The 13,709-nt window shown below is 53.3% G+C and carries 16 protein-coding genes and 3 pseudogenes; 5 read left to right on the top strand and 14 right to left on the bottom strand.

From position 1 onward, the window contains the following. Position 1 precedes the first annotated feature (1 nt). From OSC10802_RS0108350 to OSC10802_RS49175, 10 genes are all read right to left on the bottom strand, one after another. Positions 2–340 carry an MCP four helix bundle domain-containing protein gene (locus OSC10802_RS0108350; RefSeq protein ID WP_155967457.1) on the bottom strand — a complete coding sequence of 113 codons (339 nt, stop codon included), beginning with the start codon at positions 338–340 and terminating at the stop codon, positions 2–4. 38 nt (positions 341–378) lie between these two features. After that, positions 379–2,124, bottom strand: coding sequence for a methyl-accepting chemotaxis protein (locus OSC10802_RS56130; RefSeq protein WP_017716333.1), 1,746 nt, complete (start codon positions 2,122–2,124; stop codon positions 379–381). Between the two features lie 213 nt (positions 2,125–2,337). After that, a complete protein-coding gene (locus OSC10802_RS0108340; RefSeq protein ID WP_026098295.1) occupies positions 2,338–3,918 on the bottom strand; it encodes a HAMP domain-containing methyl-accepting chemotaxis protein in 1,581 nt (526 codons plus the stop codon). A 173-nt stretch (positions 3,919–4,091) separates the two neighbouring features. Continuing rightward, the gene (locus OSC10802_RS0108335; RefSeq protein WP_017716331.1) at positions 4,092–4,445 is read right to left on the bottom strand and encodes a hypothetical protein; all 354 of its coding nucleotides are present in this window, start codon (positions 4,443–4,445) and stop codon (positions 4,092–4,094) included. A 101-nt stretch (positions 4,446–4,546) separates the two neighbouring features. Continuing rightward, positions 4,547–4,663 carry a CHASE3 domain-containing protein gene (locus OSC10802_RS56365; RefSeq protein ID WP_017716330.1) on the bottom strand — a complete coding sequence of 39 codons (117 nt, stop codon included), beginning with the start codon at positions 4,661–4,663 and terminating at the stop codon, positions 4,547–4,549. Positions 4,664–4,932: 269 nt separating this feature from the next. Further along, positions 4,933–6,348 (bottom strand): CheR family methyltransferase, encoded by a 1,416-nt coding sequence (locus OSC10802_RS0108320; RefSeq protein WP_017716328.1) that lies wholly within the window; start codon positions 6,346–6,348, stop codon positions 4,933–4,935. A gap of 103 nt (positions 6,349–6,451) precedes the next feature. After that, positions 6,452–6,904, bottom strand: coding sequence for a chemotaxis protein CheW (locus OSC10802_RS0108315; protein WP_017716327.1), 453 nt, complete (start codon positions 6,902–6,904; stop codon positions 6,452–6,454). Between the two features lie 9 nt (positions 6,905–6,913). Next, positions 6,914–7,219: a hypothetical protein gene (locus OSC10802_RS49180; protein WP_155967456.1), complete on the bottom strand. Its 306-nt coding sequence runs from the start codon at positions 7,217–7,219 to the stop codon at positions 6,914–6,916. 334 nt (positions 7,220–7,553) lie between these two features. Beyond that, entirely contained in the window at positions 7,554–8,357 is an 804-nt protein-coding gene (gene patX, locus OSC10802_RS0108310; RefSeq protein ID WP_017716326.1) for a heterocyst-inhibiting protein PatX, read from the bottom strand. A 193-nt stretch (positions 8,358–8,550) separates the two neighbouring features. Then, the gene (locus OSC10802_RS49175) at positions 8,551–8,775 is read right to left on the bottom strand and encodes a hypothetical protein (protein WP_155967455.1); all 225 of its coding nucleotides are present in this window, start codon (positions 8,773–8,775) and stop codon (positions 8,551–8,553) included. Positions 8,776–9,141: 366 nt separating this feature from the next. Between OSC10802_RS49175 and OSC10802_RS54160 the strand changes: the two genes are divergently transcribed. The 4 genes and pseudogenes from OSC10802_RS54160 to OSC10802_RS55495 all read left to right on the top strand — a co-directional run bounded on the left by OSC10802_RS54160 (position 9,142) and on the right by OSC10802_RS55495 (position 9,794). Continuing rightward, entirely contained in the window at positions 9,142–9,315 is a 174-nt protein-coding gene (locus OSC10802_RS54160; protein ID WP_232731646.1) for a hypothetical protein, read from the top strand. A 12-nt stretch (positions 9,316–9,327) separates the two neighbouring features. Beyond that, positions 9,328–9,405: pseudogene (locus OSC10802_RS56360) on the top strand (hypothetical protein); the annotation flags it as partial. Between the two features lie 49 nt (positions 9,406–9,454). Further along, a pseudogene (locus OSC10802_RS55500) lies at positions 9,455–9,586 on the top strand (hypothetical protein); the annotation flags it as partial. Then, complete coding sequence (locus tag OSC10802_RS55495) at positions 9,549–9,794, top strand: aldehyde dehydrogenase family protein (protein ID WP_369797112.1); 246 nt, start codon at positions 9,549–9,551, stop codon at positions 9,792–9,794. The pseudogene OSC10802_RS55500 and the gene OSC10802_RS55495, both read left to right, overlap by 38 nt. A 38-nt stretch (positions 9,795–9,832) precedes the next feature. Here the strand turns inward: OSC10802_RS55495 and OSC10802_RS49170 are convergent, their stop codons facing one another. Together OSC10802_RS49170 and OSC10802_RS0108295 are read right to left on the bottom strand one after the other, a co-directional pair. Continuing rightward, entirely contained in the window at positions 9,833–9,991 is a 159-nt protein-coding gene (locus OSC10802_RS49170; protein ID WP_155967454.1) for a hypothetical protein, read from the bottom strand. A 727-nt stretch (positions 9,992–10,718) separates the two neighbouring features. Then, on the bottom strand, positions 10,719–11,099 hold the full coding sequence (locus OSC10802_RS0108295; RefSeq protein ID WP_026098291.1) for a hypothetical protein: 381 nt from the start codon (positions 11,097–11,099) through the stop codon (positions 10,719–10,721). A 71-nt stretch (positions 11,100–11,170) separates the two neighbouring features. On the opposite strand from OSC10802_RS0108295, the gene OSC10802_RS0108290 reads away from it, so the two are divergent. Next, entirely contained in the window at positions 11,171–11,446 is a 276-nt protein-coding gene (locus tag OSC10802_RS0108290) for a hypothetical protein (RefSeq protein ID WP_017716324.1), read from the top strand. 45 nt (positions 11,447–11,491) lie between these two features. Here the strand turns inward: OSC10802_RS0108290 and OSC10802_RS39220 are convergent. Then, positions 11,492–12,190 (bottom strand): annotated as a pseudogene (locus OSC10802_RS39220) (histidine kinase); the annotation flags it as partial. 193 nt (positions 12,191–12,383) lie between these two features. Then, the gene (rodA, locus tag OSC10802_RS0108280) at positions 12,384–13,658 is read right to left on the bottom strand and encodes a rod shape-determining protein RodA (RefSeq protein WP_017716322.1); all 1,275 of its coding nucleotides are present in this window, start codon (positions 13,656–13,658) and stop codon (positions 12,384–12,386) included. Positions 13,659–13,709: the final 51 nt, after the last annotated feature.

Below are 13,709 nucleotides of genomic sequence, written 5' to 3'. Positions count from 1 at the left end.
GTTACCTTTTTTTTAGGGAACCGCAGATAACCTCGTATTGGCTGAATCTCCCGTCAATTTGCTCAGACGCCCGCCGGATTCTCGCTATTTCTGCCTGCCTTTCTGCTAGGATGAGTTTGGGGTCGATCAAGGCTCGCTCTGAGGACTCGATTTGCGTTTGCCTCTCGTTCACTTCCCACAGTCCGAGGACGCTAGGCAGGCTGTTCGCGCTCAAGGTCTGAATGTGGTTGCTCAACCGGGAAGTCGAGCCCCTGCCGAAAAGAGCCACGATTAAGACGATTAGACCTAAGAACATAAATGCGCTGAACATCCGCGCTGGGAATGTCATGTTATTAAACACGAGCCCTGCTCTCCATTGAGAAGGTTTAGCTGGAAGGTTTAATCTCCGACTTGGAAGCGAGAAATTTCTCGCCGCAAGCCTTGCGCCGTCTCGTTCAGCTGCCCAATCGCGCTGTTGATTTCGCGCAGAGACTGAGCGGTTTGCGAGGAGGCTTCGCTTAACTGCACCATCGCCTCGCTGATTTGCGTCGCGCCGGTGGATTGAGCCTCCACACCCTGATTCACTGCTTCAAAACGCGGGGTGAGCGCTTGCACTCGCTCAATAATCTGCGCGATTTGGGCGCTGATATTGCGAATGTCGTCCACCCCACGGCTAACTTCTCTGGTGAATTTGTCCATTTCCATCACGCCGGTGGAAACTGCCGATTGCATCTCTTTCACCATCTGCTCGATATCTAGGGTAGCGACAGCGGTTTGGTCAGCCAGCCGGCGAATTTCCCTCGCCACGACGGCAAAGCCCAAACCGTACTCTCCCGCTTTCTCAGCCTCTATGGCGGCGTTGAGGGAGAGCAAATTCGTCTGGTCAGCCACTTTTGCGATCGTGGTAACAATGCTATTGATGTTATTGGCTTTTTCAGAGATCGCCCCCAGTTTAGCAGAGATGGCAGAAGTGGCGTCTGCCAGCTGGCTCATCGTTGCCTCCATGCGTGAGAGGTCTTTTTGTCCGGCACCGGCTGCCGTCGCGGTGCTGTGTGCCATCTCCGTGACTTCATCCATCGTCCTCACCAATTCCCCAGAAGTGGCGGCAATCTCCTTCGCCGTGGCGACGACTTCGTTGGTAGAGGCGAGTTGTTCTTGCACCGTGGCTTCTAATTGTTTGCCAGAGGCGGCGATTTGGGTGGCTGAGCTGGTCACTTGAATGCCGGACTGCTGCACTTGGGAAATTAAGGAACTCAGGCTTTTTGTCATGGTGCGGAAAGCCACCAGCAATTTTCCGATTTCGTCCCGATCTTCCGGGACCGGCACAGAGGTGGTGAGATCGCCGGCAGATATCTGTTCGGCTACTGTTACGACGCCTATAATCTTAGCACCGAGGGGCTTAGCAATGGTATTGCTGAAGTAAAGGCCAAAAATCACTGCCGTGAGGGGGCCAAGTAACAGGCCGGTGACAGCCCAGAATAGGCTTTTGCTCACATCCTCCTGGGCTGCCTTATAAGCTGCTGTCGCTACCTCCTCGTTTATTTCCAAAATTTTTAAAATGGATTGGTTTTGCCCCTCAAAAAAGATCCGGTTAGCCTGGGAGCGTTCGTAAAGTTTGTTGAAAAGATTGGTAGCCGTTTTTGCCTCTGCCATTTCTGGCGATCTCTCCCGCCCCTGACGCACCAGCGCCAGCTGCACTTCCAAGGGGTTGAGAATCCCCAGGCTCTCGAATTCTTGATTGAGTTGCAGGAAATCTTCCAGGTCTTGCCTCCACCTGTTCCCGTTCGTTTGCAATTTTTTGTATAGTTTCTCTTCTTCTTCAGTTCTGGGAGCGGGATCGTATTGGCTGAATCCATCGTCGATATGCTCCAAAGCTTGCCTGATACTCGCTAATTCAGCCCGCCTTTCTGCCCCAAGGAGTTTGGGGTTGAGCAAAGCCCGAGCTGAGGACTCGATTTGGGTTTGCCCTTCTTTAATTTTCCACATTCCTAGCACACTGGGCAGGCTAGTTGTGCTGAGCGTATTAAGGTGAGTGTTTAGCCGATAAGTCGCGCTCCAGCCGACTAGAGCCACAATTAATACAATTAAGCCCATAAAGAGAAACGCAGTGAACATCCGAGCTGGCAAGCTCATATTATTAAACATTCTTTTGTCCCTTGTCCTTTGTCCTGTACCAAACTTCATTCGTCCCATCTCCTATCTTAGGGGTTAGGGGTTAGGGGTTAGGGGTTAGGGGTTAGGGTTAGGGTTAGGGGTTAGGTTTTAGGAGAAAAGTTGATACTTCACCCAATGCGATGATGCCCCATGCCCCATGCCCCATGCCCACTGCCCACTGCCCACTGCCCACTGCCCACTGCCCTACCTTAAAGCGAGTATTTCTCGCCGCAAGCTTTGCGCCGCCTCGTTCAATTGCCCAATGGCACGGTTAATCTCGCGCAGAGAGTCAGCCGTTTGCGAGGAGGCTTCACTTAACTGTACCATTGCCTCGCTAATTTGTAGAGCGCCGGCAGACTGAGCCTCCATGCCCTGATTCACTTCTTCAAAACGGGGGGTGAGGGCTTGCACTCGCTCGATAACCTGTCCCAGTTGCCCGCTGATGTTGCGGACATCTTTGACTGAACGCATGACTTCTTTGCTGAATTTGTCCATTTCCATGACGCCGGTGGAAACTGCAGATTGCATTTCTTTTACCATCTGCTCGATGTCCAAGGTGGCAACTGCGGTTTGGTCCGCCAGCCGGCGGATTTCCCTGGCCACCACGGCAAACCCCAACCCGTACTCTCCCGCTTTTTCGGCTTCAATGGCGGCGTTGAGGGAGAGCAAATTGGTTCGATCTGCCACAGAGGTGATAGTGGTGACAGCACTATTGATGTTATTTGCCTTTTCAGAGATAACTCCCAGCTTGGAGGAGATGGACAGGGTCGCCTTCCCTAACTGGCGCATGACTGCTTCCATGCGAACCAAGTCTTTTTGACCGGCACCCGCCGCCGTCGCGGTCCCTTGTGCCATTTCCCCAACTTCATCCATTGTCTTCACCAATTCCCCAGAGGTGGCGGCAATCTCCTTTGCGGTGGCGACCACTTCGTTTGTAGAGGCGACTTGCTCTCTCATCATGGCTTCTAATTCCTTGCTAGAGGCGGAAATTTGCGTGGTTGAGGAGGTGATTTGGATAGCGGACTGCTTCACCGGCCTGGTAATCGCATTACTGAAGTAAAAACCGAAAATCACAGCCGTGAGAGGGCCAATGGCCATCCCCAGGAAAACCCAAAAGCTAGTTTGAGAAACATCCTGATTGGCTGCGTTCATAGCGTCGGCTGCCAAGCTCTCATTAAATGCCAGAACCTCTAGCAGTGCGTCCTTGGCTGCAAGAAACGCCGGCTCTTTCTTTGTAAAGCTTTGCACATTCATCCTGTCCAGGGTCTCACTCGCTGCTTTCGCAGCGGTCATCGCAGCTGAATTCCCTTTGCCCTGGCTCTGCAACTCAAACTGAACTTGCCGGGGGTTGAGGACGCCATATTTCTCAAATTCTTCATTCAGCCGCAAGAATTCCTTATGAGCTTCAACCCACTTCTCCCATGCCTTAATAAAGGCTTGGTATCGCCGGTCTTCTTCGGCGCTGCGAGGAATTTTTTCGTACAGGTTAAAGCCCAGTCTCATCTGTTCCCAAGCTTTCTCGATTCGGGTTAGCTCACTTCGCCTGATAGCCTCGCTCCCTCTGGGATTGAGCAGCGCCCGCTCTGCGGACTGAACCTGGGTTTGCCCTTCGTTGATTTTCCACAAATTGACCGCGCTGGGAAAAGCATTCTCCCCGATTGTACTGATGTGGTAGGTTAGCCGCGCATTCCCACTCCATCCCACTAGGGCAACCATTAAGACCAGCGCGCCCATGAACAAATATGAAATGAAGATCCGCGCTTGCAATGTCATGCTATTAAACATTTTTTATTTCCTGGGTTTTTCTCGGTTTGTCTGCAAATAACCTAGGGGTTAGGGGTTAGGGGTTAGGTTTCAGGGGTTAGGGGTTAGGGGTTAGGGGAATGGTTTTAGGGAAAAAGTTGATACTTACCCCAATGCGATGATGCCCCACTCCCGCCGCAATGCCCCATGCCCCATCACCTTAAAGCGAGTATCTCTCGTCGCAAACCTTGCGCCGCCTCGTTCTTTTCAGAGATCGCCCCCAGTTTAGCAGAGATGCCAGACGTGGCATCCGCCAGCTGGCGCATCGTGGCTTCCATGCGCAGCAAATCTTTTTGACCGGCACCCGCCGCCGTCGCGGTTCCCTGTGCCATAGAACCGACTTCATCCATCGTCTTCACCAGTTCCCCGGAGGTGGTGGCAATTTCCTTCGCCGTCGCAACTACCTCGTTGGTAGAGGCAACTTGTTCTTGCACGGTGGCTTCTAATTGCCTGCCAGAAGCGGCGATTTGAGTGGCGTAACTCGTGACTTGTATCCCCGACAGCTTCACTTTTTGAGAGAAATCGTCTCCGCCAATTCCCCCATTTTATCTTCTGTTAATTCTTCGATTTTAGCGAGCCGGTTAAGTTGCTCTGGATTATTTTTGATTTGTTATGCCAGTTCCGCCCGCGTTCTGTCGAGCTTTTTATTCGCTTTAGTGTAAGGCTGCAAAAACTCTTCTTTTCCTGTATAAATGAAGCCGCGCTGCCCGGTTTCTGCATCTACCAATGTTTTTCTATTTCCGCCAAATTCTGCTTGATTTTATAGGTGTGAGTCACCCAGCCAGCCGACTTCAATAAATTCTCAGTATTTCACTGGTCCAGTAAGTTGGTGCCAACCGCCAGCCAAATAACCGCCCCAAAACCGACTGGAGCTAATTGATGGATTTCTATACCGCGCTGCATTGCCCTGTCCTCTATAAGGTTTGTGATGGCTGGCCTTCAAATTTTCAATTTAATATTAGCCCAGCCACCGCGCTTTTAGCCACTCTTTTACTTCTACTGAATCGAAAATTTTTGAAGTCTCTGAATTCGCTGCCTGAGAATTGCTGCGCCGGCAAAATCCCCGCGACGTTCTTTGAGCAGCGCCAGGTGCGTGAGCGCCTCTTCGTGATTGGGTTGCAAATAAATCGCTTTGTAGAAATATTGCTCTGCTTGCTCTGGATTGCCGGCGCTGCAGCGCACCTCCCCCAGCAAAAGATACGCCTCAGCACTGACGCGGTTCTGACTCAGGTAAGTTTCGCACAAGGCGGCGGCTTCATCCAGCTGTCCCCGATTCGCCAAACTCCGCGCCGTTTCCAGCATAGAAGACACTGCAGGCGCAGGACTGGGCGGCACAGAAGGAACTGCGGGCTGGGGGCTGGGGGCTGGGGAAGAGAGTTGAGTTTTCAGCGTTGAGTTTTGAGCGCGGATTGGCAACAGGGGCGACGCCGGTGCGGGGGAGTTCCAAGGGTATTGCGGCGTAGCAGCGGACAGGAGCTTTTCTTTCCCCCCCGCTGCCTTCAAGCTGTGCCCTCCCGCCCCGACTTCTGCCTTGCGGTACGCAAACGCCATAGGGTGGCGCACGGACACAAATCGGGTGCCGAATAGCTGTCCCGTTTCCGAGTGCCCCACAAACAGCAATCCTTTGGCAGCTAACAAGCGCTCTAGAACTTGAATTGCCCGCTTCCTCGCCGCACTGTGGAGGTAAATTAACAAGTTCCTACAGAATATCACATCATAGTGCTTCCTGTCAACCCCAAAATACGGATCTAACAAATTGCCGTAACTGAAATTCACCGCACGCCTGACCGGCTCGCACAGCTCATATCCCTCAGCCGTTCGCACAAAATATTTTTCCCGCACGGCTAACAGAGAAAGTTTTCTCCCGGAGTAGCCATTCTCTTGTGCCGCCGATTGTGCAGCTTCAACGCTCTCACCGCGAAAAGAATTCCTGTCATAGACGGCGCGCTGAGCTTTGATCAGGGATTTTTTGCTGATGTCAGCCGCGTCGATGCAGAAGTTTTTTGAGGTTAGCCCCGCCTCTAGCAAGGCGAGCGCAATCGAGTAAGGTTCTTCCCCCGTAGAGCAGGGCACGCTCAAGACGCGCAGCACCCTGCCCGGATTCGCCGGCAGCCACTCCGCCATCACATAGCGGCTCAATAAATTAAACGGTTCCCTATCTCGGAAAAACCAGGTTTCTGGTACAATTACAGTTTCAACCAGCTCATCTAATTCGTGCGGCGAGGTCTGCAATCGCATCAAGTAGGCCGGCATGTCGGGCAACCCGCACTCTGCCATGCGCTGGCGCACAGCTCTGTCGATGGCGCTAGAGCCGATCGAATTGGCCTCTAAACCTATTTTCTGTCGGAGCAGCGCTTCAATATCTTGCAGCATCTCGTTTGGTAAAAACACCTTTTTTTGTGCCGACTGCATTCGGACTGCCGGAAGTCGCAGAGCGGACAAGACGCCCGCACCGCAAGCTGTGAGTTTTCGCTTTTTTGAGATGCGCCCCGATATCTACCTGTAACCCCAGTCGCTAGCCCTCGTGCTTTGGCAGCTCTTCGGCTCGCTGGGGCTCCGGCAACAAATATTCTACCCGCAAACACTGAATCATGCCCCGCTCGCCCACAATCATTTTTCCCAAATAAGGGGCTGAATTCACAGTCACAGCCGGCTCCACCAGTTTAGTTTCTGGCGTGTTGAGCGTTTCTGTCACCCGTTCCGCCATCACCCCCAGCAGGCGCGGCGTACTGTCGCGATCCTGGTACTTGACCATCACGATCCGCGTACTCAAGTGAGGCCGGCTCTGATGGCCTTGCATCAGCCGGCACAAGTCAATTACCGACACGATCTGGCCCCGGTAATTAAATATACCAGCCACACACTCAGGAGCTTGGTGCAGCGTTCTGAGGGCCACCAATGGCAGCACCTCGACAACCCGACTGCTCTCGATCGCGTATCGGTCTTCACCAACGTAACAGAGCAACATTAACATTTTTCAGTTTAGTAAGGTGCGCTCCCCTTTGGGCGCATGCGCGGCAAGGATTCGGTTTTTGCGGAACGCACCCCACCTGTTTGAGGGGGTGCGTTCCCCTTTAAGCGTATGCGCAGCGCACCGGCACCGCACAACCCACACGCACCCGGCACCACTGAACTGATATAAAACAGCCGCCACCGGCATTCCTGGGCCCAATTGCCGCGCACAGGCAAAGCCGGCAACCCCTCCTAGAGGAGTTGCCGGTGGAATCTCACCCGCTACTCGCACCACCGGCATTCCTTGCCCCTGCAACAAAAACCTTGCCACAGCCCGACTGATTTCTCAGCCTGAGTGCCGGTGCGGTGAAGCATGCAATTTTACTAAGCCTGGTGCACCATAAAGACAGCCATTCATCCCTCGCACGATGCTGCCCTGTCCGGGCGCAAACATTATATCACAAGATATCACAAGTCGGTCGCTCCAGAAATCGCACTCATACCTATTTGGGATTTTAGATTTGGGAATTAGGATTGAAAAAGGCGTCTGTAAAACCTTTCCATCCCCGGACAAAAAACTTTATCTCCCAACTTGATATCAATGGCGCAGCCAATGCGATGATGCCCAATGCGATGATGCCCACTTGCCTAACTCGAACTTGAGATTAAGCATCTTTCCGTCCGCTGCCACGATGACCTTCTTCACTTTCGCCATCGCTCTTGCCGTCGCCCGGATTCGACTCATCTTGCCCTTCAGCCACTAATAGCTGTTTGCTGTTCTCATTGCCTTGCTGGAAAGTCTTTGCTTCTGCCTCATCGCCAGTCGATTCTTGGTCTTTCCGCCCGCTTCCCCGGTGAGCGCTTTCCTCACTTTCGGAGTTTTCAGCTAACAGTTGATGAATTCCCTTTGCTTGCGCTTCCTCGCCGGTCGATTCTTTCTCCTTCCGCCCGCTGCCCCGGTGAGCGCTTTCCTCACTTTCGGAGTTTTCAGCTAGCAGTTGATGAATCACCTTTGCTTGCGCTTCCTCGCCGGTTGATTCTTTCTCCTTCCGCCCGCTGCCCCGGTGAGCGCTTTCCTCACTTTCGGAGTTTTCAGCTAGCAGTTGATGGAAAGCCTTTGATTGTGACTGATCGCCGGTCGAATCTTGGTCTTTTCGCCCGCTGCCCCGATGAGCGCTATCATCCCCTTCAGAGTCTTCAGCTAACAGTTGCTGAAAAGCTTTTGAGTGTTGCTGTTGGGTATTCAAATCTTGGTCTTTCCGCCCGCTGCCCCGATGTGAGCGCTGCTCGTCGCAGCCAGACTGCTGGTTTGTCTCGCAGCCACCCCCCTCATTTCCCGCTTGAGATAATGAGAATTCTTGCACTCTATCAGATCGATCGCCTTGAGAAGAGCGAAGCTCAAAAGCTTGGGCGTTAACCGCACCACCAAGAAGCAACAAACCTGAGAGAGCGAGCGTGTAGATGCGCATAAGAAATCTCCTTGAATCAACTTTCTACTCCGTGATTCGCAGAAACCTCAGCGCCATCTGGATAAAAAAACTGGCACACAGCCAGTTTTCGATGTGTCCACTCAGTCGTGGCTGCTACGCACGCAGCAATCAGGTTTGCAAGAAACGCTCACCTTGACAGACAAAAAACTGGTGACTTGCGGTTCCCAGTGCGTCACGCACTCACCCCCGACACAGCCACCGGCAAGCCAAGGCGTTGCAGGACCGCTGCCCCCCAACCCCCTCCCCGCGCTCCCTTAGAGGGGGGAAAGAGATGGGGGTTTGGGGGATATCCCTCTTCTGTCAAACTGGGGTGAAAGCCCCATCTGTCGTTGCCTGAAATGACGCAAATTCGTCGAATTCCCTCAAAGTGACAAAAGAGGGATATAGCAGTAGTCATATTGGTTAGGACATCAGTGGCCTAGGGATATTAGCAGTAGGCACTTAGGTTCGTACATTTCGGCCTCTTTTGCACCCCCGCACCCGAAGCTCCTATTGTCCTAAATCATATTACTACTGGGATATAGACGTAGGCCAGCGTCTGGCTGCCCTGAAGGTCTAATGTCCTAATCTAAGTGGCTACTGCTATAAAAGGCGTAGGGCAGGCGTTCCCTCCGTGCCCTCTTAATCTAATGTCCTAATCTAACTGGCTACTGCTATATCGTCTTTGTCATCGGCAAGGCGGCTGGCCAAACGCACTTGACGCGCTCCATTCCTTAGGCCAAACTGGGCGTATCTGAAGTGCGTTCCACAGGAGAGGTGTGCGGTGAGCGAACCCCTGACGTGCCTGAATTACATCGATGGCCAGTGGTTGCCGGCCCAGTCGGCAGCCACCCTTGAAAGCCGCAATCCTGCCGACTGGCGGGAAACAGTCGCCACCTTTCCCCGTTCCGGCGCAGCTGATGTGGCTGCTGCTGTCGGGGCAGCTCGCAAGGTTTAGCAAAAGTGGCGTCTGGTCCGCGCACCCGCCCGTGCGGAATACCTCTACCGGATTGGCGAACTGCTGCAGCAGCGCCAAGGAGAATTCGCCTACCTGATGAGCCAAGAAATGGGCAAGCCCCTGACTGAAGCTCGTGGGGATGTCCAAGACGGAGATAGACTGCGCCCTCTATTACGCAGCAGAAGGCCAGCGGCTGTTTGGCCAGACGACGCCCTCGGAAATGCTGGACAAATTTGCGATCAGCGTGCGGATGCCGGTGGGAGTCTGCGCCCCGATCGCTCCCTGGAATTTTCCTGTTGCCATTCCCTGCAGGAAAGCCATGCCGGCTCTCGGAAAGCGGCAATGCGGCGATTCTCAAACCGGCAGAGGACACCCCCGCCACCGCCACCTTTCTCGCGCGGATATTCCAGGATGCCGGCTTGCCACCGGGAGTTTTTAACTCAGGTTCAGGCGACTGTGCTGAGCAAAGTATAGCATAACTTGGAAGATGTTAGCAAATCCCCTGCTGCTGTCAGCCCTATCCTTGGCCACCGGCAGACATCCTGCACAAACCCCCCCAACCCGTGGTAATCGAGCAATCTGGAGCCGCCTGGGCCATCATCCGAATCACAGTGACCTGAGGAAGGAAGTCTAACTTAGCGTCTTGCAAAGGATAGAGAATAACTGGCCTTGACAATTAAGCAATTTTATGGAAATTGGCTCCAGTTATTAATAGGGGCGGGTTTATCAATATCTTCCCTGATTGACAGACATCTTAGATGAACCCGCTCCTACTCCAGTTAGTAGCCTGACTCAAGACACTGCTCGATAAGTAAATCTTATGCTTTTATAGCAGTATGCACTTAGGTTAAAACATTAGACCTTCAGGGCAGCCAGACGCTGCCCTGCGTCTATATCCCAGTAGTAATATGGGTTAGGACAATAGGAGCCGGAGTGCGGGGGTGCAAAAGAGGCCGAAATGTACGAACCTAAGTGGCTACTGCTAGAGCTATAAGGCTTGCATACCTATATAATAATTGCCAGAAAAATACTTGACGCGCCGCTCTGGAGTTGCTAATATTTTATAGCAATATGCACTTAGGTTAGAACATTAGACATTCAGGGGGGGCGGGACGCTACATTCCGGCCTCCCTTGCTCCCCCGCTTCCGAAGCTTCTATTGTTCTAACCAATATGACTGCTGCTATAATAGGATGAGGACAAAACAACCCAGACCGATTCACTAAATTGAAACTCGGACAATTTAGGCGGGCATAGCGATGTGCAAAAGCTATCCCATCGCTATGGAGGTGTAGCGGGATAATTAAAAGTTCTGTCGCCAAGAGTAATGAGGAGTAACTGATTTATGCCCAATGCCCGAGCATCGAGATATTATCGGTATTCAACCTGACGTGATATACAAAATCACGGAACCGGCAGCCGCGCTCGCTCTTCCAGTCTGGAGAGTCGCGTTTCGATTCCGTTGACTTGTTGCTTCAGTTCAATGACTAAAGTTGCCAGCCGGTCGAACATCGGATCGGTGGGGGAAATGGGCCGGTAGAGTCTGGGTTCTTCTTCTGGGGCGGCGGTGCGTGCGGGCGGTGCGGATCTCTGCGGGGAAGACCGGCTGGCACTAGATATCTGAGACTCCAGCCGGTAAATCTGCGTCCTGAGATTGAGAATTTCGGATTCCAGCCGAGAAACGCGCGGTCCGAGGTCGGAAGCGGCTCGAACAGCTGAACCGCTTTGCAGCCCTGCAAAAAGGAAAATTAGGAAAAGCCCCAGAATTAATAGTCTCTTAATCATAAGGTTTTTGGCGATAACTAAGCTATTTCTAATTGTAAATTTTTCAGCCACACCACCGTTGGGCATTGGGCATGGAGATTTTTGATGCCCGGATGCCCGGATGCCCGGATGCCCGGATTGGGGATTGGGGCGCGCCCGCACGCCCGCACGCCGGCACGCCCGCTCATGGCATGGGGAATTGGTTGGAGTGCGACCTGAAACCGGTACAGAAACCGGGTTTCTTTAACAATACCTTCGCCAATTTACCTGAGGTTCCCTGGTTCCGTTGGCTCCTGATGGGAGACGAAAGAGGTATGCTCCCCCTAAATGACGCACCGGCCACGGCAATCGCCTGCTCTGTACAGTAGGCTTCTTTGGGGGCGTCACAGCTATTGACGAGCCCCCATGTACCCCTCCTCCTCGATATTATCTGCTCGCTCGCGCAGCGCCAACTCCCGCAGCGCAATTAGGTGGCGGCGCTGGAAAAAGTTCGCCAAGGATTGCTCGATTTTTTCCGGCGCGTAGATTTTGCCTTCCTGCAGCCGGTCTTCCAGGGTTTCCGGGGTCACGTCAACTAGCACCACCTCATCCGCTTCTTCCAGAAGCCGGTCGGGGATGCGCTCTCGCACCACCACGCCGGTAATCCGGGCTACCAAGTCATTGAGACTTTCCAAATGCTGAATATTAACAGTAGAATAAACATCAGCACCGGCAGCTAAAATAACTCCCACATCCTGGTAGCGCTTTTCCCGTGCGGAGCCGGGGACATTGGTGTGCGCCAGCTCGTCCACCAAAACCAGCTTGGGCGCTCGCTCCAAAATTGCATCCGCATCCATTTCCGTAAGCGTCATCCCCCCTCGGATGATTTGCTTGCGGGGGGCAATTTCCAGCCCTGACGCTTGTTCAGCTGTTTCCCGCCGCCCGTGGGTTTCCAGCAGCCCGATAACGACATCAATTCCTTCCTCTTTAAGTTGGCGAGCTTCTTCAAGCATGCGGTAAGTTTTGCCGACGCCTGGAGCCATGCCAATAAAGATTTTGTGCTTGCCCCGCCGGCAGCTGTACTGCGGTGCCGGTGAGTGCAGCTGATGGGCTATCTGACTTTTCTCAATCATAGGTTAGGTTAGGGGTTAGGGGTTAGGGGTTAGGGGAAGAGGTTTGGCAGTTAGGTGGGTTCAGGGAAAGCCGGGTTGGGCTTTAGCCCAACTACAAACTTTACGCTTTAGCCCAACTACAAACGGCCACCGGCCACCCTGCCACCGGATATCTAACACCTGATACCTAACACCTGGCACCCCGCACGATTCGCTAAAACCGGCTCCGCTGCCGGTGATTAGCCACCGATTCCACCAGTCCGATGGCAATAAAGTTGCTCAGCAGTGCCGAGCGACCGTAACTGAGCAAAGGCAGCGGCACCCCAGTGACCGGCGCTAGCCCGATGTTCATGCCCACATTAATAATCAGCTGAAATACCATCATTGACAGCACGCCAATTGCCAAGAGAGAGCCGAAGCTGTCTTTGGCGCTTTGAGCGATCATCACCAGGCGCAGGAAGATCAGCCAGAAGCCGATAAACACCGCGACGCAGCCAACGAAGCCCAGCTCTTCGCCAATGGCAGAAAAGATGAAATCCGTATGCTGTTCTGGGATAAAATTGAGTTGGGTTTGCGTTCCCTGATACAGGCCCCGCCCCCAAAGTTGGCCGGCACCAATAGCAATCCGAGATTGGATCAGGTGATACCCCCCTCCCAAGGGGTCTTGATCGGGGTCTAAAAATAGAATCAGGCGCTGTTTTTGATAGTCATGTAACAGACCCCAGAACACATGTCCCAGCCATCCTGAAACCGCGTTCACCACCAAGGCTCCTACGGAACCAATCCACCGCTTGGGCAGGGTGAACAAACCGATCGCACCCATCGCAATCACCCAGACACCCCAAACCACCGGCAGATTCTGCCACCAGAGAATCTTCACATTAAAGAGGATAGCCGACACAACCGGCGAAAGCAGCAGGATCAGCCAGCCCGGATTGGCATTGCCCCAGTAAAGCATTCCCAGGGTGATCGCGCCAAACACCAGCGAAGTTCCCAGATTCGGCTCCAAAAACACCAGCGCCCAGGGGACAGCTGTCACCCCCATTATCTTGAACATATTGGGGATGGTATTGGCGTTGCGCTCGTGCAGCAAAGCGGCTAGGGTGATTATCACCCCCACCTTGGCAAATTCCGAGGGTTGGACGTGAAAGCCAAAAACGTTAATCCACCGCTGCGCTCCCAGCGCTTGGGTGCCGATAAACCTGACGGCAATCAGCGACAGATTGATCGTGCCGTAGATGACCCACTTCCAATCCATTAGCTTCTCATAACGGCTGCGGGCGATCGACAGCGCTAATACCAAACCCACTCCGGTGGTGCCCCAGTGCTGCAACCAGTTTTTTTCTCCCAGGTTTAACTCCACACTGCGGATCATAACTCCCCCGAACAGGGCCAGACCCACTGCCAGGGTGAGTAGCAACCAGTCTACTTGGTGCCAAGGTTGTAGCATTGACTGCCGGCGAATTTTGACCCGTACATTCTGAAACATATTTCAGGGGTTTGCGGTGAGCTGACTTTTCCGAGGGCTGGGGAAAATGAG

This window comes from Kamptonema formosum PCC 10802 (assembly GCF_000332335.1).
Lineage (GTDB): Bacteria > Cyanobacteriota > Cyanobacteriia > Cyanobacteriales > Oscillatoriaceae > Oscillatoria.
The sequence above is the reverse complement of the archived record's forward strand: the minus strand, read 5'-3'. Positions and strand labels throughout refer to the sequence as shown.